Origin of the sequence: Streptomyces sp. ICN903, assembly GCF_022015835.1 — a bacterium.
Taxonomy (GTDB): domain Bacteria; phylum Actinomycetota; class Actinomycetes; order Streptomycetales; family Streptomycetaceae; genus Streptomyces; species Streptomyces fenghuangensis.
The window spans coordinates 1-24,626 of the sequence record NZ_JAKMAY010000054.1 but is presented as its reverse complement, the minus strand read 5'-3'; the positions used below and the strand labels follow the sequence as shown (position 1 = coordinate 24,626).

Below are 24,626 nucleotides of genomic sequence, written 5' to 3'. Positions count from 1 at the left end.
GCACCGTCCCGCACCGCCCCCGCCCCCACGGCCGGGATTCCGGTTGTCGGTCCCCGGCGTTACGGTCTGTGACATGTCGTTCCAACCCGCCGTCCTCGAGGCCGTCCTCGAGCGCATCACCTACGCCAACGAGGAAAACGGCTACACGGTCGCCCGGGTCGACACCGGGCGCGGCGGCGAGCTGCTCACGGTCGTCGGCTCGCTGCTCGGCGCGCAGGTGGGGGAGTCGCTGCGGATGGAGGGCCGCTGGGGCTCGCACCCGCAGTACGGCCGCCAGTTCACCGTGGAGAACTACACGACGGTCCTGCCGGCCACCGTCCAGGGCATCCGGCGCTATCTGGGCTCCGGCCTGATCAAGGGCATCGGCCCGAAGATCGCCGAGCGGATCGTGGACCACTTCGGGCTGGAGACCCTGGAGGTCATCGAGAACGAGCCGGAGCGGCTGATCGAGGTGCCCGGCCTCGGCCCGAAGCGGACGAAGCTGATCGGCGCGGCGTGGGAGGAGCAGAAGGCGATCAAGGAGGTGATGGTCTTCCTCCAGGGGGTGGGGGTGTCCACCTCGATCGCGGTGCGCATCTACAAGAAGTACGGCGACGCCTCGATCTCGGTGGTGCGCAACCAGCCCTACCGGCTGGCCGCCGACGTGTGGGGCATCGGCTTCCTGACCGCCGACCGCATCGCGCAGGCCGTCGGCATCCCGCACGACAGCCCCGACCGGGTGAAGGCCGGGCTGCAGTACGCGCTGTCGCAGTCGGCCGACCAGGGGCACTGCTACCTGCCGGAGGAGCGGCTGATCGCCGACACCGTCAAGCTCCTCCAGGTGGACACCGGCCTGGTCATCGACTGCCTGGGCGAGCTGGCGGGCGAGGAGGAGGGGGTGGTGCGCGAGCAGGTCCCCGACCCGGAGCACCCCGAGCAGCGGGTCTCGGCGGTCTACCTGGTGCCCTTCCACCGCGCCGAGCTGTCCCTGTCGGCCCAGCTGCTGCGCCTGCTGCGCACCGAGGAGGACCGCATCCCGGCCTTCCGGGACGTCGACTGGGAGGCGGCCCTGTCCTGGCTGGCGAAGCGCACCGGGGCCGAGCTGGCCCCCGAGCAGCGGGAGGCGGTGAAGCTGGCGCTGACACAGAAGGTGGCGGTGCTCACCGGCGGGCCCGGCTGCGGCAAGTCCTTCACCGTGCGGTCGGTGGTGGAGCTGGCGCGGGCCAAGCGGGCGAAGGTGGTGCTGGCCGCGCCCACCGGCCGGGCGGCCAAGCGGCTGTCGGAGCTGACGGGTGCGGAGGCATCCACCGTCCACCGGCTGCTGGAGCTCAAGCCCGGCGGGGACGCCGCCTACGACCGGGAGCGGCCGCTGGACGCCGATCTGGTGGTCGTCGACGAGGCGTCCATGCTGGATCTGCTGCTGGCCAACAAGCTGATCAAGGCGGTGGCGCCGGGAGCCCATCTGCTGCTGGTGGGGGACGTGGACCAGCTGCCGTCGGTGGGGGCGGGCGAGGTGCTGCGCGACCTGCTCGCCGAGGGCAGCCCGATCCCGGCGGTGCGGCTGACGCGGATCTTCCGGCAGGCCCAGCAGTCGGGCGTGGTCACCAACGCCCACCGCATCAACTCCGGGGTTCCGCCCATCACCCAGGGGCTGTCGGACTTCTTCCTCTTCGTGGAGGACGACACCGAGGAGGCCGGCCGGCTCACCGTCGACGTGGCGGCCCGGCGCATCCCGGCGAAGTTCGGCCTCGACCCGCGCCGCGACGTGCAGGTGCTGGCGCCGATGCACCGGGGTCCGGCCGGCGCGGGCACGCTCAACGGACTGCTCCAGCAGGCCATCACCCCCGGCCGGCCCGATCTGCCCGAAAAGCGATTCGGCGGACGGGTTTTCAGGGTGGGCGACAAGGTCACTCAGATTCGCAACAACTACGACAAGGGGGCCAACGGGATCTTCAACGGCACGGTGGGCGTGGTCACCGCCCTGAGCACGGAGGAGCAGCGCCTGACGGTGCGCACAGACGAGGACGAGGAGGTGGGCTACGACTTCGACGAGCTGGACGAACTCGCGCACGCCTACGCGGTGACCATCCACCGCTCCCAGGGCAGTGAGTACCCGGCGGTGGTCGTACCGGTCACCACCGGAGCCTGGATGATGCTCCAGCGCAACCTGCTCTACACGGCCGTGACGAGGGCCAAGCGCCTGGTGGTACTGGTGGGGTCGCGCAGGGCCCTGGGCCAGGCCGTGCGGACGGTATCCGCGGGGCGGCGCTGCACCGCACTGGACCACCGATTGCGCGGCACGCCACACCCCGCGTAACTTTCCGGAGGCACTCCGTGCCACCCGCGGGCCTGCTGACCGACCCCGAGTGCACCGCACAGCACCGAATGGGAGACAGTGGGACGAGGACAGGGCACTCGAAGATGAGGCACTACGTCGGTGAGGGATGACGTGAGCGAACACCGTGAAAGCGATGGCGCAGTAGTACTGCGGTACGGGGACGGCGAGTACAGCTTCCCGCTGGTCGGCAGCACTGTCGGTGACAGTGGTTTCGACATCTCCAAGCTGCGCGCCCAGACCGGTCTGGTGACCCTGGACTCCGGTTACGGCAACACCGCCGCGTACAAGTCGGCGATCACCTTTCTCGACGGCGAGAAGGGCATCCTCCGCTACCGCGGGTATCCGATCGAGCAGCTCGCCGAGCACGGCACGTTCCTCGAGACGGCGTACCTGCTGATCAACGGAGAGCTCCCCACGGTCGACCAGCTGGCCGGCTTCCGCAACGAGATCACCCAGCACACCCTGCTCCACGAGGACGTCAAACGGTTCTACGACGGCTTCCCGCGGGACGCCCACCCGATGGCGATGCTCTCCTCGGTGGTGAGCGCGCTGTCCACCTTCTACCAGGACAGCCACAACCCCTTCGACGAGCAGCAGCGGCACCTGTCCACCATCCGGCTGCTCGCCAAGCTGCCCACCATCGCGGCGTACGCGTACAAGAAGTCGGTGGGCCACCCGGTGGTCTACCCGCGCAACGACCTGGGCTACGTCGAGAACTTCCTGCGCATGACCTTCTCGGTCCCGGCCGAGGAGTACGAGCTCGACCCGGTCGTCAGCAACGCCCTGGACAAGCTGCTCATCCTGCACGCGGACCACGAGCAGAACTGCTCGACCTCCACCGTGCGCCTGGTCGGCTCCTCCCAGGCGAACATGTTCGCCTCCATCTCCGCCGGGATCAGCGCGCTGTGGGGCCCCCTGCACGGCGGCGCCAACCAGTCGGTGCTGGAGATGCTGGAGCGCATCAAGGCCGAGGGTGGTGACGTCGACTCCTTCATCCGCCGGGTGAAGAACAAGGAGGACGGCGTCCGGCTGATGGGCTTCGGCCACCGCGTCTACAAGAGCTTCGACCCCCGGGCGAAGATCATCAAGGCGGCGGCGCACGACGTCCTCTCCGCGCTCGGCAAGTCCGACGAGCTGCTGGACATCGCGCTGAAGCTGGAGGAGCACGCGCTGGCCGACGACTACTTCGTCGAGCGCAACCTCTACCCGAACGTCGACTTCTACACCGGTCTGATCTACCGGGCCATGGGCTTCCCGACCACCATGTTCACCGTGCTGTTCGCGCTCGGCCGCCTTCCCGGCTGGATCGCCCAGTGGCACGAGATGATCAAGGAGCCGGGCTCCCGCATCGGCCGTCCGCGCCAGATCTACACCGGCGTGGTCGAGCGCGACTACGTCCCGGTGGAGCAGCGCTGAACGGGCGTACGGCCGCCTAGGGCCGCCTGCTGCGGCCCCACGGGCCCCGTTCCGCACCCCGCGGGTGCGGAACGGGGCCCGCGGTGTGTTCCCGGCGCGGCGGAGCGGTGGAGGAGCCGTGAAGAAGAGTGACGCAGGTCACACATAAAGGGGGGTAACCATTCGGCGGACTCGTGTGTCTTATGGGGTGGCGTCGGTACTCCGGCGGAGCCGCCGCCGCCCGCCGTGTTCGTCTGTGGGGGACGAGGACGGTGGTCCGCGCAGGCGGTGTGCCTCGGGGGAGCTTGAGCGGCCCTCTCGCCCGTACACCGCCCGGCAGACACCCGGCCAGGATCCCGTGGGGGGAGTCCATGACCGGGAAAAGGAGGCGCCCCGTCGACGGGCCCGTGGGGGGACTCGTCGCTCGGGGCGCTTCTGCGTGCGGAGGGCCCTTGCCGTGCGTGCCGTGGGAGCCGTGAGAAGCCCCGCCGTGCGGCGCCGCGGCGCCTACGGGCAGCCGGGGGAGCCCTCCGGAGCCCGGGTGAGGGCGCGGCCCGCCACGAGCTGTGTGGCGGCGAGCCCGGCGTACAGCGAGTCCGAGCGCAGCAGATCGGCGTGGCTGCCCACCGCGCGCACCCGGCCCTCCTCCATGACCACGATGCGGTCGGCCCGCACCACCGTGGAGAGCCGGTGCGCGATGGCCAGGACGGTGGTCTCGGCGGCGAGCTCCATGACGACCTCGCGCAGCGCCTCCTCGTTGACCGCGTCGAGCTGAGAGGTCACCTCGTCGAGCAGCAGCAGCCGGGGCCTGCGCAGCAGCGCCCGGGCGATGGCGATCCGCTGGCGCTCGCCGCCCGACAGCGTCACCCCCCGGTGGCCGACCTGCGCGTCCAGGCCGCCGGGCAGCCGCTGGAGGAGGCCGTCGAGTCGGGTGCGCGACACCGCGCGCCGCACCTCCTCCTCGGCGGCGTCCGGAGCGGCCAGCAGCAGGTTCTCCCGCAGGGTTCCGGCCAGTACGGGCGCGTCCTGCTCGACATAGGCGATCGCCGACCGCAGCTCGGCCAGCGGCCAGCGGCGGATGTCGCGCCCGCCGACGGAGACGGTGCCCGCGTCGTGCTCGTAGAAGCGCTCCAGCAGCGCGAACACCGTCGACTTCCCGGCGCCGGAGGGGCCCACGAGCGCCGTCAGACCGCCGGCGGGCACCTCGAAGGTCACCCCCCGGTGAGCCGGGGCCCGCCCGTCGCCGTAGCCGAAGACCACGTCCTCGAACGCCACGCCGAGCGGCGCACCCTTCGCGCGAGTCCCCTTCGCATGCGTCCCCTTCGAAGACGCCTCCTTCGCAGGCGCCCCGTCGTCCGGGGACTCACTCGGCAGCTCCTCGATCTCCCGGATGCGCCGCACCGCGGCCAGTCCGCTGTTCAGGCCGCTCCAGCCGTCGGTGAGCCGGCCGAGGGGGCCCATCAGGGTGAAGAGGTAGAGCAGGAAGGCGATCAGCGAGGAGATCTCCATCGCTCCGGAGACGGCCCTGGCGCCGCCGACCCCCAGGACGACGAGGAAGGCGAACTGCATCGCCACGGAGGTCGTGACGTCGGACACCGAGTTCCACCAGGCCACCGCCACACCGCGGTCGTGGGCCCGCCGCGCCGCCTCGGCGACGGCCGCGGTCTCGCGGTCCTCGGCCCCGCCGGCCTTGACGGTGCGGAACGCCTGCAGCGCGCGGTCCAGCGCCGAGCCCATCGCGCCGACGGCCTCCTGCGCCTGGTGCTGCGCCCGCTGGATCCTCGGCATGAGCAGGGCGAGCAGGCCCAGGGAGAGGAGCACGGCGAGGAGGGTGACCCCGAGGAGGACGAGGTCCACGACCGCCATCAGGACGACGGTGCCCAGCAGGACCAGCGCCCCGGTGACCGTGTCGGCGACGTTGCGGGAGAGCACGGTGCGAAGCAGCGAGGTGTCGCCGGTGGCGCGGGAGAGCAGATCGCCGGGGGTGAGCCGGTCGACGGCCGCGACCCGCAGCCGCAGCATCCGGCCGACGAGCCGCCGCCGGGCCCGCAGGACGGCGGCCTCGCCGGCGCGTGCCATCAGATACCCGCCGGCCGCCGCGAGGAAGGCCCCGAGGAGCACGACGAGCGTGAGGACGAGCAGCGGCCGGACGGGTGAGCGCCCGTCCGCGAAGGCGTCCACGGCGTGCTTGGCCATCAGCGGCATGGCGAGGTCCGCGCCGGAGCCGAGCAGGGACAGCAGCCCTCCGCCGACCAGTGCCCGCCGGTGCGGCCGGACCTGCTCCAGGAGCAGCCGCAGCGGGGAGGGGCCACCGGCCGGCTCCCGCTCCTCAGTCCCCTTCGGAGTCTCCTCCGGATCCGCCGGGGCCACCGCCGCCGACCGGTCCGCCGCCGGAGGCTCCACGCCCCGATCCGCCGGCTCCGCCGCCGGGTCCACCGGGGCCTTCGCCTGAGTCACCGCCGTCCTCCCCGCCCACCGTCACCGTCATCAGGGGCCGCAGACCGTCCGGCTCCTGCTCCCCGACCGCCCTGCCACCGGCCCGCACCCAGGCGTGCGCGGAGAAGGGCGGCGCGCTGCGCACCCCCGCGCACCAGTCGGGCCACACCCCCGACATCCGGCAGACCAGGGCGATGGCGATGGAGCGCGGCAGGCAGCCGTACCAGCCGGCGCATCTGCGGCTGGAGGCGACCACGGCCTCGTACACGCGCAGGGTCTCCTCGTACCCGGCGGGGCGGGCGCCGCGGCTGACCCGGGCCAGCACCCGGCGCAGCCGCCCCGGACGCAGCCGGCTCAGCACCAGGGCCGCGGCGACGGCCGTGCGCACCCGGACGCCGCCGGAGCCGGATCCGCGGCGGGGCATGGTCATCTCGGTGGTCACGGCGCGAGGAGCTCCGCCTCGACCAGCCGGCCGGTCAGCTCCGCGACGTCCGCCTCGGCCTCGGCACGGCCGACGTCGTACTCTTCCAGCAGCCGCTCGACGGCGGCCTCCCGGCCCCGCCCCTGGGCGAGCGCGTCCACCACGATGGCGCCGCACTCGTTCAACTGCCAGTAAGCGCCGCTGCGTTCGTCGAGCAGTACGGCGCCGTACTCGGTGGTGGTCATGGCCACACCCTGTCTGAGCTTCACGAGATCGCCTCGCTCCTGTCGGGATCGCGGTGTTCCTCCCCGGCCGGCCAGGCGTCCTCGGCCGTCCGCAGCCAGGTCTCGCAGGAGACCGTGGCGTCGACCGGGTACCGCTGGAGGACGGGGGAGTACGGGTCGTCGGCCAGCCGCTCCAGCCGGGCGGCGTCCACGAGGCCGCGCCGGGCCAGCAGGGAACCGTCCCACAGCGCGCGGAACCCGGCGGAGTGCTCGCGCAGCCCGCGCACATGGTCGGCCGACATGTGGTCCTTGGTGGTCCGGGCCAGCAGACGGGCGGGCACCACCTCGCGCACCGCCTCCACCAGCAGCGGCTTGTACCGCCAGGGGACGACACGGTCCTCGACACGGACGGCGAGGACGGCCTCGATCACCCGGTCGTCGTAGAACGGCGCGGCCACCGGCAGGCCGGCGGTGACGCCCACGTCCTCCAGCGCCTGGAAGCCGCGGGCGCCGACCCGGAGGGTGTCGAGGTCCGCGTGCCGTCCGGGGCGGGGGCTCAGCGGCTCGGCGTGCCCGGCCGCCGAGCGGAACTCGTCGAGGATCAGAGCCCCGGCCTCGCCGGTGAGCCAGGGCGGCAGCGACTGCCGGGGCCCCCAGCCCAGCAGCGGGCCGCGGTCGTCGGGCGGCTCGCGGGTGACGGCGCCGGCCAGCCAGGAGGCGTACGAGGGGCGTGCCAGCAGGCCGCGCAGAGTGGGCCACAGGGGCCGGCCGTACTGGTGCCGCAGCGCGCCGATGCGGTTCCACGCCTTCAGCGGGCTGCCCGGGAGCAGGTCCAGGCATGCCGCGGGCAGGCCGTTGAAGAGTTCGTCGCCGCCGTAGCCGGTGAGGTGGTAGCGGGAGCCGGTGGCGGCGGCGCGGCTGAGCAGCAGGTAGGCCCTCGCCCGGGCGGAGGCGACGGGAAGGGGTTCGTCCAGCAGCTCCCCGGCGTTGCCCCGCAGGTCCGCGTAGAACAGCGGGGCGTCGTCGGCCGGGACGATGTGGTGCTCGACCGTCCGGCCGGCGCCGCGGCGGGCGTCCTCGGCTCCCCGGCGGGCCCATGTCTCGTCCTCCGAGTGGCCGTCCCGCGCGGCGACGGTCAGCAGTGCCGTCTCCCGCTCGCCCGGCGCCTGCCGGGCGAGGAAGACGACGGAGGTGGAGTCCAGCCCGCCGGAGAGTTCGCAGCTGATCCGGGTGTGCCCGTCCAGGTGGGCGCGGACGGAGCCGGCGAGCGCGGCGGCCAGGAGGGGGGCGCCCCGCTCCGCGCGGAGTTCCGGCTCGGGGGGACGCCACCAGCGCCACACGGTGTGGCGGGGGCCGCCGGGGCCGTCGCGCAGGCTGAGCGCGTACGCCGGGTCGACCTCCTCCAGGCCGTGCCACAGGGGGCGGTGCCGCAGCGGGTGCGGTACGAAGTCCAGCAGGCGCAGGGCGAGCGCGCCGTCGTCGATCCCCGCCCCGGTGAGGTGGGCCAGGAGGGCGGGCCGGTCGGAGGCGACACGTCCGCCGCCGCACCGGGCGTGGTAGACGCGCCGGTGCCCGGACGCCGTGCCCCGCACGCAGACCTCGTCCCCCATCCGGGAGACGACGTGGTGGGTGCCGGGCAGCCGGGCCAGCCGGCGGTGGAGGTCGGCGGTGTCGCGGGCCGGGCCGAGGACGCCGTGGAGGTCGGCCTCGGGAACGCGGTTCGGGCCGATCAGCACGAGGGAGTCGCCGCCGCGCGTGGCCTGGCTGACCTGCCGGAAGGGGAGGCGGAAGACGATCCAGGGGCGCCCCGAGGGGTGGCGGACGGTCCCCGTGCCCGCCGCCCCCGCCGGGAGGGCCGGGCGAAGACGCCCGGCCACGGCCTGTCCTTCGGCCGTGTCCGGGAGGACCGCGAAGAAGTCACGCAGGTGACCGGGCATCTTCTTCACCACGGGGCGGTCAGACGAACCGGCGGGAGAAGTACTCCCAGTACTTCCCGACGAAGTAGCCGGCGGTCCTCTCGCGGAAGCCCCCCTGCTCGAAGAGGGCGGGCTTCACATAGGTCTTCTTCTGCTTCATGTCGTGCGCACTCTCCTCTGTCGACAGAACAGCCGTGTACTGGTGCGAACGCTCACACGCAGTGTGCGGTCTGTTGCTGGAGTGACGGACGGGATCACATTCACAGCGAGTCCAGCGGGTCCGCAACACACTTTTGCGCCATCCTCGGCGGCTGGCGGACTCTCTGATTTGCCAAAGAAACTACTTGGCGCTCATATGATCGGCCGTCTGTTCATGCCGTCGGCCGGGCTCGGAACCGAGCCCGGCCGACGGCATGGACGGGGAGGGGGGAACGACCGGGACCGGTCAGCGGAAGGCGCGCAGCCGGAGGCTGTTGGTGACGACGAAGACCGAGGAGAAGGCCATCGCCGCTCCCGCGATCATCGGGTTGAGCAGCCCGGCCGCGGCCAGTGGCAGGGCGGCGACGTTGTAGCCGAAGGCCCAGAACAGGTTGCCCTTGATGGTGGCCAGGGTGCGGCGGGCCAGGCGGATGGCGTCGGCGGCGGCGCGCAGGTCGCCGCGGACGAGGGTGAGGTCGCCGGCCTCGATGGCGGCGTCGGTGCCGGTGCCCATGGCCAGGCCGAGGTCGGCCTGGGCGAGGGCGGCCGCGTCGTTGACGCCGTCGCCGACCATGGCCACGGAGCGGCCCTCGTTCTGGAGGCGTTTGACGGTGTCCACCTTGTCCTGGGGCATGACCTCGGCGATCACCTCGTCGATGCCGACCTCGCGGGCGACGGATTCGGCCACCGCCCGGTTGTCGCCGGTGAGCAGGACGGGGGTGAGGCCGAGGGCGCGCAGCCGGGTGATGGCCTCGGCGCTGGTGGGCTTGACGGCGTCGGCCACCGCCAGCAGCCCCCGCACCTTCCCGTCCCAGGCGACGGCGACCGCGGTGCGGCCCTCCGCCTCCGCGGCGGCCCGTGCCCCGGCCAGCTCCGCGGGGAGCACCAGGGCGCTCTCCGCCAGCAGCCGCTCCCGGCCCACGGCCACCTCGCGGCCCTCGACGGTGCCCCGGACGCCGAGCCCGGCGGCGTTCTCGAAGCGCTCCACCGGGGGCAGGGCGCCGACGCGTTCGGCGGCCCCGGCCGCGATCGCCCGGGCGACGGGGTGCTCGGATGCGTGCTCCAGGGCGCCGGCCAGGCGCAGTACCTCCTCCTCGTCCTCGCCCCCGGCGGCGACGACGTCCCGCAGCTCCATCCGGCCGGTGGTGACGGTGCCGGTCTTGTCCAGGACGACGGTGTCCACGCGCCGGGTGGTCTCCAGGACCTCGGGGCCCTTGATGAGGATGCCGAGCTGGGCGCCGCGGCCGGTGCCGACCATCAGGGCGGTGGGGGTGGCCAGGCCCAGGGCGCAGGGGCAGGCGATGATCAGGACGGCGACGGCCGCGGTGAAGGCCGCGGCCGGCCCCCCGCCGGTGCCGAGCCAGAAGCCCAGGGTGCCCAGCGAGATCAGCAGCACCACCGGCACGAAGACGGCCGAGACCCGGTCGGCCAGCCGCTGCACCTCGGCCTTGCCGTTCTGGGCGTCCTCGACCAGCCTGGCCATCCGGGCGAGCTGGGTGTCGGAGCCGACGCGGGTGGCCTCGACGACCAGCCGGCCGGAGGTGTTGACGGTGGCGCCGGTGACCGTGTCACCGGCCGAGACGTCCACCGGCACCGACTCGCCGGTCAGCATCGAGGCGTTCACGGCCGAGGAACCCTCGACCACGGTGCCGTCGGTGGCGATCTTCTCGCCGGGGCGGACCAGGAAACGGTCCCCGACGGCCAGTTCGGCGACGGGGACGAGCACCTCGCGCCCGCCGCGCAGGACGGTGACCTCCTTGGCGCCCAGCTCCAGCAGGGCTCGTAGCGCCGCGCCCGCGCTCCGCTTGGAGCGCGCCTCCAGGTAGCGGCCGAGCAGGATGAACGTCGTCACCCCGGCCGCGACCTCCAGATACAGGGCGGAGGAGGCGTCGGAGCGGGAGACGGTCAGCTCGAAGCCGTGCCGCATCCCCGGCATGCCGGCGTCGCCGAGGAACAGCGCCCACAGCGACCAGCCCAGGGCGGCGGTCGTGCCCACCGAGACCAGGGTGTCCATGGTGGCCGCGCCGTGCCGGGCGTTCGTCCACGCCGCGCGGTGGAAGGGCAGCGCGCCCCACACCACGACCGGCGCGGCCAGGGTCAGCGACAGCCACTGCCAGTTGTCGAACTGGAGGGCCGGGACCATCGACAGCAGCACGACCGGCACCGACAGGGCCAGGGAGACCAGGAAGCGCTGCCGCAGCGAGGCCAGTTCGCGCCCGCTCCCGCTCTCCCCCTCGTCGGCCCCTGCCTGCGTCCCGCCCTCCGGCCGCGCGGGAGTGGGCGGCGGGGGCGGCTGGGCGGTGTAGCCGGTCTTCTCGACGGTGGCGATCAGATCGTCGACGCTCACGCCGGGGGCGTAGCTGACGCGCGCCTTCTCGGTGGCGAAGTTGACCGTGGCGGTCACGCCGTCCATCCGGTTGAGCTTCTTCTCGACACGGGCGGCGCAGGAGGCGCAGGTCATGCCGCCGATGGCGAGTTCGACCTCGTCGGCGGGCGCCTGCGTGCCGGATGTCGTGGTGGTGGTCACGCTGTCTCCCTGGCAGGGGCCGGACCGTACGGGCGGCGCGGGTGCGCGGCCCGCACGGTCCGCGGGGGTGGGGTGGCTGCGGGCGGTCAGGCCCGGCCGGCGAGCTCGTAGCCCGCCTCGTCGACGGCGGCTCGTACGGCCTCGTCGTCCAGTTCGCGGGTGGAGGTGACGGTCACCAGGCCGGTCGAGGCCACGGCCTTCACCTCGGTGACGCCGTCGATCTCGGAGACCTCGCTGTTGACGGCGCCCTCGCAGTGGCCGCAGGTCATGCCGGTGACCTTGTAGGTGGTGGTGACGGTGCTCATGGATTCTGCTCCCTCGGATCGGTGCGCGGAGGCGCCCGGACGGCCGGGCGGTGTTCCGACGCTCTCGACTTTATACCCCTAGGGGGTATTAACCAAATGGATCCGGCTCGGTTCCTCCGGGTTCCCCCGGAAAACCGCGGGCCGGCCGTCCCGCGGGGCCGGTAGGGTGCGGCGGACGATCACCGAGGGGCAGGGGGCGAAGGCATGGCGTGCGCGGAGTGCGAGGGCGGCGGAGACGGGAGAGCGGGCGGGGACGGACGGGACGAGGCGGCCGGGAACCGGTGCCCGGCGTGCGGCGACACCGCGCCGCTCTCCGCCGCCCCCGCAGCGCCGGCCGCACCCGCAGCGCCGACCGAGAAGGCCGTACCCGCCGAGAAGGGCGGGCCCGCGGGGCAGCCCTGGTGGGTGCTGTCCGACGAGGAGCTGCGGACGGTGGAGCGCGTCCGCCGGGAGCAGGGGGAGTCGCCGTATCTGCGCTGGCAGTCCACCCGGACCCTGGCGACCGTCACGGTCGCGCTGCTTGGGGTGGTCGTGGCCTCGGACCTGTTCGCGATCCTCGCCGGGTCCCGGTTCGCCGGGCTCCTGAAGCAGGAGGCGCAGTCGTCGTGGTACGGCTCCGGCGGGGCCCTGGAGAGCGCGGAGTCGCTGTACTCCGCCGCCGGTGTGGTCCAGCTCGCCGCGCTGGTGGCGGCGGGCATCCCGTTCCTGATGTGGTTCCACCGCTCCCGGCTCAACGCGCAGACGTTCGACGCCGCGAGCCAGCGGATGGGGGCGGGCTGGGCGGTCGGCGGATGGTTCGTGCCCGTGGTCAACCTCTGGTTCCCCAAGAAGATCGCCAACGACATCTGGGACGCCAGCACCCCGCCGGGGCCGGACGGCACGGTCCGCGAGCGCCTTCCCGGCGGATTGCTCAACTGCTGGTGGCTGCTGTGGCTGCTCACCTGTGTGATCGGCGGGATCGCCGCCGAGGGGTACGAGGACGCCTGGAGCGTCGAGGAGATCGAGAGCGCCGTCTCCTTCTACCTCTTCGCCGACGGGGTCGACATCCTCGCCGCCGTGCTGGCGATCCTCGTCGTCCGCAGGATCACCGCCATGCAGCACACCCTCCAGCAGCACCGCGCGGCCCTCGCCGCGGCTCCGGTCTGATCCGCCCACCCTGCCTGCCCGGCCCGCCCCTGCCTGCCCGGCCCGCCCCGCCGGTGCCGCTGGAGGGCGCCCCGGGCGGCGGGGAGGGACGGAAGAACGGGAAACGAAAGGGGGCCGCGCCCGCCGGTGGGCGGGCGCGGCCGTTGTGACGCGGAAGCCGGCGGCTTGCGGGCGCCGGAAGCCGGGAGGAGCCGGGGAGGGCGCCGTCAGCCCTCGCGGCCGACCTCGCGGTCGGCCCGGCCGGCGGACCCCTCGGCGACCGCGCCCCGCGGCCGCTCGTAGACGTCCGGAATGCCGTCGTGGTCCTCGTCCCGGTTCTCCTCCTCCCACAGCCGCTTGTAGCGGGCGTCGCGGAACTTGAGGAAGACGGCGGCGGCCACCGCGGCGGCCAGCGAGCCGATCAGGACGGCGGCCTTGACGTACTCGCCGGTCTCCGCGTTGTCGGCGAAGGCCAGCTCGCCCACCAGCAGCGAGACGGTGAAGCCGATGCCGGAGAGCAGCGCGACGCCCACCACGTCCGCCCACTCCAGATCCTTGCTGAGCTGGGCGCGGGTGAAGCGGGCGGCCAGATAGGTACCGCCGAAGACGCCGAGGAGCTTGCCCGCGAACAGGCCGAGCATCACGCCCAGCGCCTCGGGCCGGCTGAACGTCTCGCCCAGAGCGTCGCCGGAGACGCTGACGCCCGCGGCGAAGAGGGCGAACACCGGCACCGCGAAGCCCGCGGACAGCGGCCGCACCAGGTGCTCGATGTGCTCGGCCGGGGACTCCTTCTCGGTGGGCCAGCCCTCGCTGCCCTTGGTCGGGACCACCCGCAGCAGCATGCCCATCGCCACGCCGGCGATGGTGGCGTGCACCCCGCTGGCGTGCATCAGCGCCCAGATGACGATGCCCAGCGGCACGTACACGTACCAGCCGCGCACCCGCAGCTTCTGGTGGAGGAACCAGAACACCGCCAGACCGGCCAGCGCGCCGCCCAGGGCGGGCAGGTTCAGCGCGGAGGTGTAGAAGACGGCGATGACGAGGATCGCGCCGAGGTCGTCGACGATGGCGAGGGTGAGGAGGAAGGCCCGGATGCCCGACGGCAGGTTGGTGCCGATCACGGCGAGCACGCCGAGGGCGAAGGCGATGTCGGTGGCCATGGGGATGGCCCAGCCGTCCATCTGGCCGCCGCCCGCCGCGTTGACCGCGACGTAGAAGAGGGCCGGCACCACCATGCCGCACACGGCGGCGACCACCGGGAGGGCCGCGGCGGCCGGGCGCCGCAGCTCACCGAGGAGCAGTTCGCGCTTCAGCTCGATGCCGGCGACGAAGAAGAAGATCGTCAGCAGACCGTCCGACGCCCAGTGCCCCACCGACAGGTCGAGGTGGAGGGAGGGGATGCCGAAATGGAAGTCGCGGACCGACTCGTACAGGCTCCCCCAGGGAGAGTTCGCCCACACCAGCGCCACCACCGCGGCGGCCAGCAGCAGCATCCCGCCGACGGTCTCGGTGCGCAGCGCCTCCAGCAGGAACCGGCGCTCCTGGAACGACGGCAGCCCGAAGAGGGAGGTGCGCTCTTTGGGGGCGTTGGACATGGAGTGACCTCCCGGGGTCGGTTTCGGGGTACGTGGACAACGTCGCCGACCAGACTTCCCGGCACACCATTTGTGATCTTGATTGTCATACCACCGTACCCACAACCTGCTGTTTCCGCGCAAGAGCGGATCCGTGCACGACTGCGCGGGTACCGTCGGGTAATGCCCGGCAACTTCCCGTCCATGTCGGCGAATGCCCCCAGCCGCCCCGGTTTCGCCGGTGACGGTGATCACACCGCCCCCCGCCGCGGCGACCGGACGTGATCCTTCCCCGCCGCGCACGCCGCCACCCCTGCCGCAGCGGCCCCGTCCCTCCCTTAGTCTGTGCCGGTGGTCCGGCCGGCTGTACGGCCGGGGACGAGCGGAAGCGCGAAACGGCGAAGGGGGAGGGGCACCGGTGAGACGCAGCAGGCTCCCCGACTCCTTCCTCGGCGGCTACGCGGAACTGCTCGCCGAGATATCCCGGACCGGCCGGCTGCCGCGCCGCGCCGAGCTGGACGTCTTCCGCGAGACGGGCGAGCGGGTCGCCGAGCAGGGCTACGGCCTGCGCGACCTGGTCGGCCTCTATCTCGCCGAGACCCGCCGGCTGTGGGGCACGCTGCCGGGCATCGCCCGGTCGGCCACGGCCGCGGAGCGGGCCCGCACCGGCGACGCCCTGCTGGCCGCGGTGGAGGCCGCGGTGGCCGCGCTGGGTGAGGGGCACGAGCGGGCCCAGCGGCTGGCGGTGCGGCAGGAGGAGGCCGAGCGCCGCGAGTTCGTGGACGACCTGCTCTACGGCCGCAGCGACCTGGGCCGGCTGGCCGAGCGCGCCCAGCGCTTCGGTCTGCGGCTGGCCCGCGCGCACGCGGTCGCGGTGGCCCTGGGTACCGAGAAGTACGACGACGTGCACCCCACCGTGCGCCGCATCGAGCGCGAGCTGGTGGGCCGATTCGGCGAGCGCGACGTGCTGCTCGCCACCAAGGACGGGCGGCTGGTGTGCATCGCCGCCAGTGCCGACAAGTCCGTGCTGCGGGCCTTCGCCCGGCTCGCCGAGGACCCCGGCCCGGGGTACCCCGCGGCCGAGCGGGTGGCGCTCGGCCGCTCCCACAGCGGCCCCAGTGGAGTGGTGCGCTCTTATGAGGAGGCGCTGGAGGCCCTGGACCTCGCCGACCGGCTCGGCCTGGACGGGGTCCGGTTCAACGCGGCGGAGATGCTGGTCTTCCCCGTGCTGCTGCGCGACCGCGCGGCGATGGCCGATCTGGTGCGCACCGTGCTGGGGCCGCTCACCCAGGCCCGCGGCGGGGCCGCGCCGCTGCTGGAGACCCTGTCGGTGTGCTCGGCGGCGGGCTATGTGAACGCGGAGGCCGCCCGCCGGCTGGGTGTGAGCGTGCGGACCCTGTCGTACCGGCTGGCGCGCATCCGGGAGCTGACCGGCTACGACCCCGGCGACGGCCTCCAGCGCTACACCCTGGAGACCGCCGCGATGGGCGCCCGGCTGCTGGGCTGGCCGGAGAAGCCGCTGTAGGGCTCCCGTGGTCCGGCGCGCGGCTCAGGAGTCCGTGCGCCGCAGTTCGACCACCGGGATCGTCCGCCCCGCGCGCTCCTGGTGCTCGGCGAAGAAGGGCCGCTGCCGGACGGCCTGCGCGAACAGCTCGTCCCGTTCCGGTCCGGAGGAGTGGGCGACGGCGGTCGCGGGGAACTCCTCGTCCGCGATCTCGACGGTCACGGCGGGGTGGGCGAGCAGGTTCCGGTACCAGTCGGGGTGGCGCGGTGCTCCGTCGTTGGAGGCGATGACGCACAGTCTGCCCCCCAGTCGGAGGAACATCACCGGAGTGGTCCTGCGCTTCCCGCTCCGCGCGCCGGTGTGCGTGAGCAGCAGCAGGTTCCCGGCGTCGAGGCCGCCCTCGATCCCGCCCCGGCCCCGGTTGGCCCGGAACCGCTCGATCACACGGGCGTTGAACGCCGCCATGTCCATGGTTTCTCTCCCGGGGATCGGTCGTTTCGCCGTTCGATCACGCTAGCCGCCGGGCGGCACCGGAGGAGAGCGTTCCGCGGCGATCACACCGATGGTTCCCTCCGGTTGCCGGACGTAAGTACGGCGTAAAGATTGCCGGATCCTGGCAATGTGCGCCCTGGTTCCGGAGTGTCAGCATGAGGTCACGCCGCGACCGGTACGGGGGTGGAACGATGAGCGAGTTCGTGCATACGGCCATGAGCTTCCCCGCCAATCTGTTCGGGTTCGGACTTGTGGTGGTGCTCGTCTACTGGCTGACGGTGCTGGTCGGAGCGGTCGGCGTCGATGCCCTCGACGGGGGTGAGAGCATCGACGCCGGCCACTGCGACCAGTCCGGAGCCGGTCCCGGTACCGGCCCCGCGGCGGTCCTCGCGGCGGCCGGACTCGGCGGGGCACCGGCTTCCGTCTCCCTGTCGCTCCTCATCTCGATTGCCTGGTTCGCATCACTGAGCGGTGCGGCGCTGGTCGACCGGGCCGGCGGGGGCGCCCCGGCGCGCCTGCTGGTCCTGCCGGCCGCGCTGCTCGCCGCGTGGGGGCTGACACGGCTGCTGGTCCGTCCGCTGGCCCGGCTGGCGCCGCGCGAGACGGGCACCAGCCACCGCGACCTCGTCGGCCGGGTGTGCACCATCCGCACCGGCCACGTCAGCCACCGCTTCGGGCAGGCCGAGATCACCGCCGAGGACGGTTCGGCCCATCTGGTCCAGGTGCGCGCCCGGGGCGAGGACGCCGCGGGCCTGGCCGCCGGAAGCACCGCGCTGGTCTTCGACTACGACCCGGAGGGCGGCTTCTTCCACGTCATGCCCTGCGACCCCGTACTGGACCCCGGCCCGGACGCCGGCCGGCTGCCGCGCTGAACCTCCGCGCCGAGCCCCCACGGGCCCGCCGCGGGCCCGTCCACCAGACCTCAAGCACACAACCTCACAAGGAACCCACCGCCATGGACGTCATCTCCACGGGCCTCGGCGTGCTCATCGCCGTGCTCATGCTCATGGGCATCGCCCTGCTGATCGTGGTCAGCCGCCTGTTCCGCAAGGTCGAACAGGGCAAGGCGCTGATCGTCTCCAAGATGCGCAAGGTCGACGTGACCTTCACCGGCACCGTGGTGCTGCCCGTGCTGCACCGGGCCGAGGTGATGGACATCTCGGTGAAGACCATCGAGATCGCCCGCACCGGCGGCGAGGGGCTGATCTGCCGGGACAACATCCGCGCCGACATCCGCATCTCGTTCTTCGTCCGCGTCAACAAGACCGTCGAGGACGTCATCAAGGTCGCCCAGGCCATCGGCACCGAGCGGGCCAGCGACCGGACCACCCTCCAGGAGCTGTTCAACGCCAAGTTCTCCGAGGCGCTCAAGACCGTCGGCAAGCAGCTCGACTTCGCCGACCTCTACACCAAGCGCGACGAGTTCCGCGACCGGATCATCGCCGTCATCGGCACCGACCTCAACGGCTACAGCCTGGAGGACGCGGCGATCGACTACCTGGAGCAGACCCCGCTCAGGCAGCTCGACGGGAACAACATCCTCGACGCCCAGGGCATCCGCAAGATCACCGAGCTGACCGCCGTCGAGCACGTGCGCACCAACGAGTTCCAGCGCAGCGAGGAGAAGGAGATCACCCGGCAGAACGTCGAGGCCCGCGAGGCCGTCCTCGAACTCGAGCGCCGCCAGGCCGACGCCGAGATCCGCCAGCAGCGCGAGATAGAGACCGTGCGCGCCCGCGAGGAGGCCGAGACCGCCCGCGTCCAGGCCGAGGAGCGGCTGCGCGCCCACACCGCGCACCTGAAGACCGAGGAGGCCCTCGGCATCCAGAACGAGAACCGCGAGCGCGAGATCGCCGTCGCCAAGCTCAACCGAGACCGGGTCGTGGCCATCGAGAACGAGCGCATCGAGAAGGACCGCCTGCTGGAGGTCATCGCCCGCGAACGCGAGACCCAGCTGCGCCGGATCGCCGCCGACAAGGAGGTCGAGGCCGAGAAGCGGGACATCGCCGACGTGATCCGCGAGCGGATCGCGGTGGAGAAGACCGTCGCGCAGCAGGAGGAGGAGATCAAGAAGCTGCGCACGGTGGAGGAGGCCGAGCGCGAGCGCCAGGCGCTGATCATCGCCGCCGAGGCCCAGGCCCAGGAGCGGCTGGTCAAGGACATCAAGGCGGCCGAGGCCGCCGAGCAGGCCGCCGGGCACCGGGCGGCCGAGGAACTGACGATGGCCGAGGCGCGCCGCAAGGCCGCCGAGATGGACGCGGCCGCCGCCGTACGCCTGGCCGAGGGCCGCAAGGCGGAGGCCGCCGCGGCCGGACTCGCCGAGGCCGACGTCCAGGAGCGGATGGCCGACGCCATCGCCAAGACCCGCCGTGCCGAGGCCGAGGCCGAGCGCGAGCTCGCCCTGGCCCAGGCCGACGGGCTGCGCGAGAAGCTGAAGGCCGAGGCCGAGGGGCTGACCGAGAAGGCCGGCGCCATGGCCCGGCTGGACGAGGCGGGCCGGGAGCACGAGGAGTACCGCCTGCGGCTGGAGGCGGAGAAGGAGATCCGCATCGCGGGCATCGACGTCCAGCGGCAGATCGCCGAGTCCCAGGCGACCCTGATCGCCACCGGTCTGGAGAACGCCAACATCGACATCGTCGGAGGGGACTCGGTCTTCTTCGACAAGCTGGTGGGCTCCATCGCCGCCGGCCGCAGCGTCGACGGCTTCGTCAACCGCAGCGAGACCGTCCAGGCCATGGCGGGCCCCTGGCTGGACAAGGAGAACTCGACGTTCACGCACGACCTGACCGCCGCGGCCGCCGGGCTCGGCGCCTCGGGGCTGCGCGATGTGACCCTGGCCGGCCTGCTGGCGAGGCTGGCCGCGGGCGGCGGCCCCGACGCCCCGAAGCTGGCCTCCCTGCTGGAGGCGGTGCGCGGCTCGGGCGTCGCCGACCTGCCGCTGTCGGCCCTGGTGGGAGGGGCGGCCGGTACGGCGGACGCGGCGGCGGCCCGCACCCACGCCGCCGCGAACGGCGCACCCGCGGGCCGCTGACCCGCACACCCCATGAAGGACGCCGATCGAGCGAGGAGTTGAGGGCACGTGGCAACCGAGGCACGCCGGACACCGGACGTGCGGCCGGACGCGGGATCGGACACGGGACCGGGCACGGGACCGGGCACGGGGCCGGACGCGGGCGCCCACGAGGTGCTGCGGGACCGGATGGCGGCCGCGGCGGCGGATCTCGCGGCCCGGGCACGGGCCCTCAACGACCGCCGCGTCGAGGCCTTCGGCGGCGCCGGACTGGAACTGGCGGGCGCCGCCCGGCTGGAGACCGGGCGGCCCCGGGTGCCGTGCGACGCGGTGGCCGTCGGCGGGGCGCTGCTGCTGGGCGCCAACCCGCCCGCCGGGCACGGGCGGCCGGAGTCGGTCGCCGACGTGCTCACCCTCCACCGCCTGCGTACGGGGGACGGCGGCCCGCCCGCCTTCGAGCCCGCCGGCCCGGACGCCGTGCCCGGACTGCTGGACGACCCGCGCCTCCACCGCGACGTCGAGGAGCTGTTCCGCTACTACCGGCACGCCCGGCTGCTGCGGCTGCGCCGCACCGGACCGCTGCTGCTGGCCGTCTTCTCCATCGGCGAGCGGGCCACCGACATCCGCGTCCTGCGCTGGCGCGCCGAGGACGGCGGCACGGTCGCCTACCTCGACGACAAGGGCGAGCGCGACCACCTCGACCGCGCGCCCGGTTCCACCGGTTCCGCCCAGGACGTCGTCTGGACGCCGGCCGCCCGCGAGGACCACGTCACCGGACGCCACCCGCATGTGGCGGTCGACGGCGGGACGCTGTACGTCTCGACCGTCGGCGGCCTCCTCACCGTCAAGACCGCCAACGACACCGAGACCGCCGAGGGCGTCCACAGCGAGCCGGTCGAGGACCCCCTGCAGGCCCTGGCCGACGCCGAGATCGCCCACGCCCGCGTCGGCCCGCTCGTCCTGCTGCGCGTGCTGCCGTACAACGAGGCGGCCCACCGCCATCTGGTCTTCAACACCCGCACCGGCGAGGTGCTGCGGCTGGACGGCATCGGGCAGGCGTGCCGCCGCCTCCCCGACGACCAGGGCGTCGTCTTCCCCGGCGGCTGCTACCTCGCCGACGCCCCCGCCGGCTCGGCCGCCCGCACCTTCGAGGCGGACACCGAGGGGATGGAGTTCGAGGCGGAGGTGCGCTCGCCCAACGGCGAGGACGTGCTGTACGTCTTCCACGCCCCCGCCCGGGGCCGCTCCCTGCTGCTGCCCTACAACCTCATCCGCAAGGAGGCCGCCGCCCCGATCCCCGCCCTGGGCCACGCCCTCTTCGACGACGGCACCCTGGCCGTGCTCGGTCAGGCGCCCGGCGGGGAGGAGACCTCCGCGCACCCGGTGCGGCTGTGGAACACCCCGTACGCCCTCGACCCCCGCGCCGCCGGCCCCGCCGGGGACGGGCCGCTGGCCCGGGTCGGCAACGCCGAACTGGTGCGCGGCATCTCCGACTGCCTGTCCGTCGTACGGCTGGCCGAGGGGGTGACCGGCTGGACGGCGCGGGGCACGGGCCGCGGCCTGCCCACGGCGGCCGCCCTGGAGGCGGTCACCGCCGCCTGCGCCCGCGCCGCCGACCGCCACCACTGGCTGGACGCGCCCGGCCTGGCCGAGGAGCTGGAAGGACTCGGCGCCCCGCTGCGGACGCTGCGCGAGGCCGCGCAGCAGGCCGTCGCCGAGTACGCGCGGGTGGCCGAGCTGCGCGAGAGGGCCGCCGCGGCCGTCGAGGAGACGGCCGCGCGCACCACCGCGCTGGTGCGCCGCGCCCGGGGCGAGACCCCCGGGGAGGCGGCCGGCTGGGTGGACCTCCTGGCCGGACTGCGCCGTGCCCGGGGCGCGGTGGAGACCCTGCGCGAACTGCGCCACGCCGACCCCGGCCGGATCGACGCGCTCGGCGCGGAACTTGACGAGGCGCTGGCCGCCACCGGCCGCCGGGCGGCGGCCGACCTCTCCCGCGCGGACGCCTTCGACGGCGTGGGCGCGGCCGTGGCCGAACTGGCCGACCGCGCCGCCTTTGCCGCCACGGCCGCCGAGGCCGACCGGCTGGGCGAGCGGATCGCCGGCCACGCCGACGGACTCGGCGCCGTCACCGAGGTGATCGGCTCCCTGGAGGTCGGCGACGCCACCGTGCGCACGGCCGTGCTGGAGCGGATCGGGGAGGCCACGGCCGCCGTCAACCGCGCCCGTGCCGTACTGGAGGGGCGGCGCCGGGAACTGCTGGAGGCCGAGGGGCGGGCGGAGTTCGCCGCCGAGACGGCCCTGCTGGGCCAGGCGGTCACCGGTGCGCTGGCCGCCGCCGCCACACCGGACGAGTGCGACGAGCAGCTCGGGCGGCTGCTGGTGCGCCTGGAGGACCTGGAATCCCGCTTCGGCGCCCACGAGGACTTCCTCGCCCGTCTGGCCGAGCGGCGCGAGGAGATCCGCGAGACCTTCGCCGCCCGCCGCCAGGCCCAGCTGGACGAGCGCGCGCGGCGCGCCGAGCGCCTGGCGGTGTCCGCCGCGCGCGTGCTGGAGACCGTCGCGCGCCGCTGCGCCTCCCTCGCCTCCGCCGAGGAGGTGGCCGCCCACTTCGCCGCCGATCCGCTGGTCGCCCGGATCCGCGCCGCCGTCGAGGAACTGCGCTCCCTGGGCGACACCGCGCGCGCCGAGGAGCTGACCGCCTCCCTGGCGGCGGCCCGGCAGGAGGCGGACCGCGCCCTGCGCGACCGCGTCGAGCTGGGCGCCGAAGCGGACGGGAGCGGGGGCGCCGGCACCGTGCGGCTGGGCCGCCACCGCTTCGCGGTGAGCACCCGGCCGCTGGAGGTGACGCTGGTCCCGCACGGAGACGGGCTGGCCTTCGCGGTCTCCGGCACCGGCTACCGGGCCGCCCTGCGCGACCCGGAGTTCGCGGCCACCCGCGAGTTCTGGGACCAGCCGCTGGTCTCGGAGTCACCGCACGTCTACCGCGCCGAGCACCTGGCGGCCGGTGTGCTGGCGGACCTGCCGCCCGACGCGGCCGCGCCGGGCGCGGGTGCGGGGGAAGCGGACGCCGAGAGCCTGCTGCCGCTGGTGCGCCGGGCGGCCGAGACCGCCTACGACGAGGGGTACGACCGGGGCGTCCACGATCATGACGCCGCCGTGATCCTCGCCGCGGCGCTGCGGCTGCGGGCCGGGGCCGGGCTGCTGCGCTTCACCCCTGAAGTGCGGGCCGCGGCGCAGCTTTTCTGGGCGTACGGCGCGGACGGCGCGGCACGCGCCGCCTGGACGGTACGCGCCCAGTCGCTGGCCCGGGCCCGCGCCGCCTTCGGCGCACGCGGTGCGCTGGAGCCGCTCGCCGACGAACTGGGCGGCGCGGCACGGGACTTCCTGGAACGTGCCGGACTGCCGGTACCGCCGCGCCCGGCCGCGGTGGGGGCGTATCTGGCCGAGGAACTGGCCTTCAGCGGCGGCCGGTTCGCCGTCGGCCCCGCCGCCCGCGCACTGCTGGACGGTTTCCACGCCTCGCTGGGCGGCGCCCGGTCGGCCCCGGCCGAGGAGTTCGCCGAGGACCTGCGGGCGCTCGGCGGCTCGTCGCCGGACGACCAGGGATCACCGGCGGCCCGCCACCAGCTCGCGACGGCCTGGCTGGGCGCGTACGCCGAGGCCACCGCCCGGGAAGGGAGCGAGGACGGACGGGACGCCGGGCCGGGTGCCGGTGGCGGCGCCGCGCCGTCCCCCGACCTGCCCGAGGCCGTCGCCGTCGTCCTGTGCGGCGAGGAGCTGGAGCACCGGGACGTCGACGCGCCGCTGACCACCGTCGTCACCGGGCTGCTGGGCACCCACCCGCGGATCTCCGGCGGCGCCCTGCCCCTGCGCCTGGACGAGTTCCTCGACCGCACCGACGAGTTCCGCGCCGTCCGCGTCCCGGCCCACCGCGCCTACACCCGCCGCCGGGCCGAACTGCTGGACGCCGAGCGCGAGCGGCTGCGGCTGGAGGCGTACGTGCCGCGCGTGCTGCCCGCGTTCGTCCGCAACCGCCTCATCGACGAGGTCTACCTGCCGCTGATCGGCGACAACCTCGCCAAACAGCTCGGCACGGCGGGGGAGGACCGCCGCACCGACAGCCAGGGCCTGCTCCTGCTGCTCTCCCCGCCCGGCTACGGCAAGACGACGCTGATGGAGTACGTCGCCGCCCGTCTGGGCCTGGCCTTCGTCCGCGTCGACGGCCCGGCGCTGGGCCACCGCACCACCTCCCTGGACCCGGCCGCCGCGCCGGACGCCACCGCGCGGCGCGAGGTCGAGAAGATCAACTTCGCGCTGGAGACCGGCAGCGACGTCCTGCTCCACCTCGACGACGTCCAGCACACCTCGCCGGAGCTGCTCCAGCGCTTCATCCCGCTGTGCGACGCCCAGCGCCGCCTGGACGGGGTGCGGTTCTCCGACGGCCGGCCGGCCACCTACGACCTGCGCGGCAAGCGGTTCGCGGTGTGCATGACGGGCAACCCCTTCACCGAGTCCGGTGCCCGCTTCCGCGTCCCGGACATGCTCGCCAACCGCGCGGACGTGTGGAACCTGGGCGACGTCCTGTCCGGCCGGGAGGAGCTGTTCGCCTTCAGCCACATCGAGAACTCCCTCACCGCCAACCCGGTGCTGGCGCCCCTGGCCTCGCGCGAGCGCGCCGACACCGAGCTGCTGGTGCGGCTGGCCGACGGCGACCCGACGGCACGCCCCGACCGCCTGTCCCACCCGTACGCGCCCGCCGAGCTGGAGCAGGTGCTGGGCGTGCTGCGCGGGCTGCTGCGGGTGCGGCGCACGGTGCTGGCGGTCAACGCCGCCTACATCGCCTCCGCCTCCGGCGACGAGGCGGCCCGCACCGAGCCGCCGTTCCGCCTCCAGGGCTCCTACCGCGACACGGGGAAGCTGGCCGGCCGCCTGGCGCCGGTGATGACGGACGAGGAGGTCGAGGCGCTGATCGACGACCACTACACGGCCGAGGCCCGCACGCTGTCGGCGGACGCCGAGGCGAACCTGCTCAAACTCGCCGAGCTGCGCGGCCGTATGACGCGGGAGCAGCGGCGGCGGTGGCACGAGGTCAAGGAGGCCTTCCGGGCCCGCAACGCCTCCGGCGCGGCGGCGGGGGCGGCGGCCGGTCCGGCGGCCGGTGCGGTGGCGGCCGGTCCGGGGA

Annotated in this window: 15 protein-coding genes and 1 pseudogene; 7 read left to right on the top strand and 9 right to left on the bottom strand. The window is 74.0% G+C overall.

The genetic code is table 11. The features are described from left to right. The first annotated feature begins 73 nt into the window (after positions 1-73). Together L7D48_RS08305 and L7D48_RS08300 are read left to right on the top strand one after the other, a co-directional pair. Positions 74-2,296 carry an ATP-dependent RecD-like DNA helicase gene (locus L7D48_RS08305; protein ID WP_237878316.1) on the top strand — a complete coding sequence of 741 codons (2,223 nt, stop codon included), beginning with the start codon at positions 74-76 and terminating at the stop codon, positions 2,294-2,296. A gap of 132 nt (positions 2,297-2,428) precedes the next feature. After that, complete coding sequence (locus L7D48_RS08300; protein WP_237878315.1) at positions 2,429-3,733, top strand: citrate synthase; 1,305 nt, start codon at positions 2,429-2,431, stop codon at positions 3,731-3,733. Positions 3,734-4,219: 486 nt separating this feature from the next. On the opposite strand, the gene L7D48_RS08295 is transcribed toward L7D48_RS08300, so the two are convergent. The 7 genes and pseudogenes from L7D48_RS08295 to L7D48_RS08265 form a co-directional block, all read right to left on the bottom strand. After that, positions 4,220-6,115: an ABC transporter ATP-binding protein gene (locus tag L7D48_RS08295; RefSeq protein ID WP_374491683.1), complete on the bottom strand. Its 1,896-nt coding sequence runs from the start codon at positions 6,113-6,115 to the stop codon at positions 4,220-4,222. Next, positions 6,042-6,590 carry a lasso peptide biosynthesis B2 protein gene (locus tag L7D48_RS08290; protein WP_237878314.1) on the bottom strand — a complete coding sequence of 183 codons (549 nt, stop codon included), beginning with the start codon at positions 6,588-6,590 and terminating at the stop codon, positions 6,042-6,044. The genes L7D48_RS08295 and L7D48_RS08290 overlap by 74 nt, the downstream gene beginning before the upstream one ends. Continuing rightward, entirely contained in the window at positions 6,587-6,838 is a 252-nt protein-coding gene (locus L7D48_RS08285) for a lasso peptide biosynthesis PqqD family chaperone (protein ID WP_237878313.1), read from the bottom strand. Before L7D48_RS08285 ends, L7D48_RS08290 begins: the two co-directional genes overlap by 4 nt. Next, on the bottom strand, positions 6,835-8,670 hold the full coding sequence (locus L7D48_RS08280; RefSeq protein ID WP_308312261.1) for an asparagine synthase-related protein: 1,836 nt from the start codon (positions 8,668-8,670) through the stop codon (positions 6,835-6,837). The genes L7D48_RS08285 and L7D48_RS08280 overlap by 4 nt, the downstream gene beginning before the upstream one ends. Before the next feature lie 79 nt (positions 8,671-8,749). Next, positions 8,750-8,869, bottom strand: a complete 120-nt coding sequence (locus L7D48_RS08275) for a keywimysin-related RiPP (RefSeq protein WP_206351258.1) — start codon at positions 8,867-8,869, stop codon at positions 8,750-8,752. 285 nt (positions 8,870-9,154) lie between these two features. Next, positions 9,155-11,368, bottom strand: coding sequence for a heavy metal translocating P-type ATPase (locus L7D48_RS08270; RefSeq protein WP_237878318.1), 2,214 nt, complete (start codon positions 11,366-11,368; stop codon positions 9,155-9,157). A gap of 152 nt (positions 11,369-11,520) precedes the next feature. Further along, positions 11,521-11,778: pseudogene (locus tag L7D48_RS08265) on the bottom strand (heavy-metal-associated domain-containing protein); the annotation flags it as partial. 165 nt (positions 11,779-11,943) lie between these two features. On the opposite strand from L7D48_RS08265, the gene L7D48_RS08260 reads away from it, so the two are divergent. After that, complete coding sequence (locus tag L7D48_RS08260) at positions 11,944-12,885, top strand: DUF4328 domain-containing protein (protein ID WP_237878310.1); 942 nt, start codon at positions 11,944-11,946, stop codon at positions 12,883-12,885. Between the two features lie 206 nt (positions 12,886-13,091). Here the strand turns inward: L7D48_RS08260 and nhaA are convergent, their stop codons facing one another. Next, positions 13,092-14,459 (bottom strand): Na+/H+ antiporter NhaA, encoded by a 1,368-nt coding sequence (gene nhaA, locus L7D48_RS08255; protein WP_237878309.1) that lies wholly within the window; start codon positions 14,457-14,459, stop codon positions 13,092-13,094. Positions 14,460-14,856: 397 nt separating this feature from the next. On the opposite strand from nhaA, the gene L7D48_RS08250 reads away from it, so the two are divergent. Continuing rightward, entirely contained in the window at positions 14,857-15,963 is a 1,107-nt protein-coding gene (locus tag L7D48_RS08250) for a CdaR family transcriptional regulator (RefSeq protein WP_237878308.1), read from the top strand. Positions 15,964-15,987: 24 nt separating this feature from the next. On the opposite strand, the gene L7D48_RS08245 is transcribed toward L7D48_RS08250, so the two are convergent. Next, the gene (locus L7D48_RS08245) at positions 15,988-16,413 is read right to left on the bottom strand and encodes a nitroreductase/quinone reductase family protein (RefSeq protein WP_237878307.1); all 426 of its coding nucleotides are present in this window, start codon (positions 16,411-16,413) and stop codon (positions 15,988-15,990) included. A 212-nt stretch (positions 16,414-16,625) separates the two neighbouring features. On the opposite strand from L7D48_RS08245, the gene L7D48_RS08240 reads away from it, so the two are divergent. From L7D48_RS08240 to L7D48_RS08230, 3 genes are all read left to right on the top strand, one after another. Further along, positions 16,626-17,306, top strand: a complete 681-nt coding sequence (locus L7D48_RS08240) for an OB-fold-containig protein (protein WP_237878306.1) — start codon at positions 16,626-16,628, stop codon at positions 17,304-17,306. Positions 17,307-17,389: 83 nt separating this feature from the next. Then, positions 17,390-19,465, top strand: a complete 2,076-nt coding sequence (locus L7D48_RS08235) for a flotillin family protein (RefSeq protein WP_237878305.1) — start codon at positions 17,390-17,392, stop codon at positions 19,463-19,465. 168 nt (positions 19,466-19,633) lie between these two features. Next, positions 19,634-24,626 (top strand): DNA repair ATPase (locus L7D48_RS08230; protein ID WP_237878317.1); only part of this gene is annotated, 4,993 nt, incomplete at its 3' end.

Excerpts from the sequence above, each read along its gene's own strand:
- L7D48_RS08275 (WP_206351258.1), bottom strand. The coding sequence starts at position 8,869 with ATGAAGCAGAAGAAGACCTATGTGAAGCCCGCCCTCTTCGAGCAGGGG.
- L7D48_RS08270 (WP_237878318.1), bottom strand. The coding sequence starts at position 11,368 with ATGACCTGCGCCTCCTGCGCCGCCCGTGTCGAGAAGAAGCTCAACCGG.
- nhaA (WP_237878309.1), bottom strand. The coding sequence starts at position 14,459 with ATGTCCAACGCCCCCAAAGAGCGCACCTCCCTCTTCGGGCTGCCGTCG.
- L7D48_RS08235 (WP_237878305.1), top strand. The coding sequence starts at position 17,390 with ATGGACGTCATCTCCACGGGCCTCGGCGTGCTCATCGCCGTGCTCATG.
- L7D48_RS08260 (WP_237878310.1), top strand. The coding sequence starts at position 11,944 with ATGGCGTGCGCGGAGTGCGAGGGCGGCGGAGACGGGAGAGCGGGCGGG.
- L7D48_RS08245 (WP_237878307.1), bottom strand. The coding sequence starts at position 16,413 with ATGGACATGGCGGCGTTCAACGCCCGTGTGATCGAGCGGTTCCGGGCC.
- L7D48_RS08305 (WP_237878316.1), top strand. The coding sequence starts at position 74 with ATGTCGTTCCAACCCGCCGTCCTCGAGGCCGTCCTCGAGCGCATCACC.
- L7D48_RS08240 (WP_237878306.1), top strand. The coding sequence starts at position 16,626 with ATGAGCGAGTTCGTGCATACGGCCATGAGCTTCCCCGCCAATCTGTTC.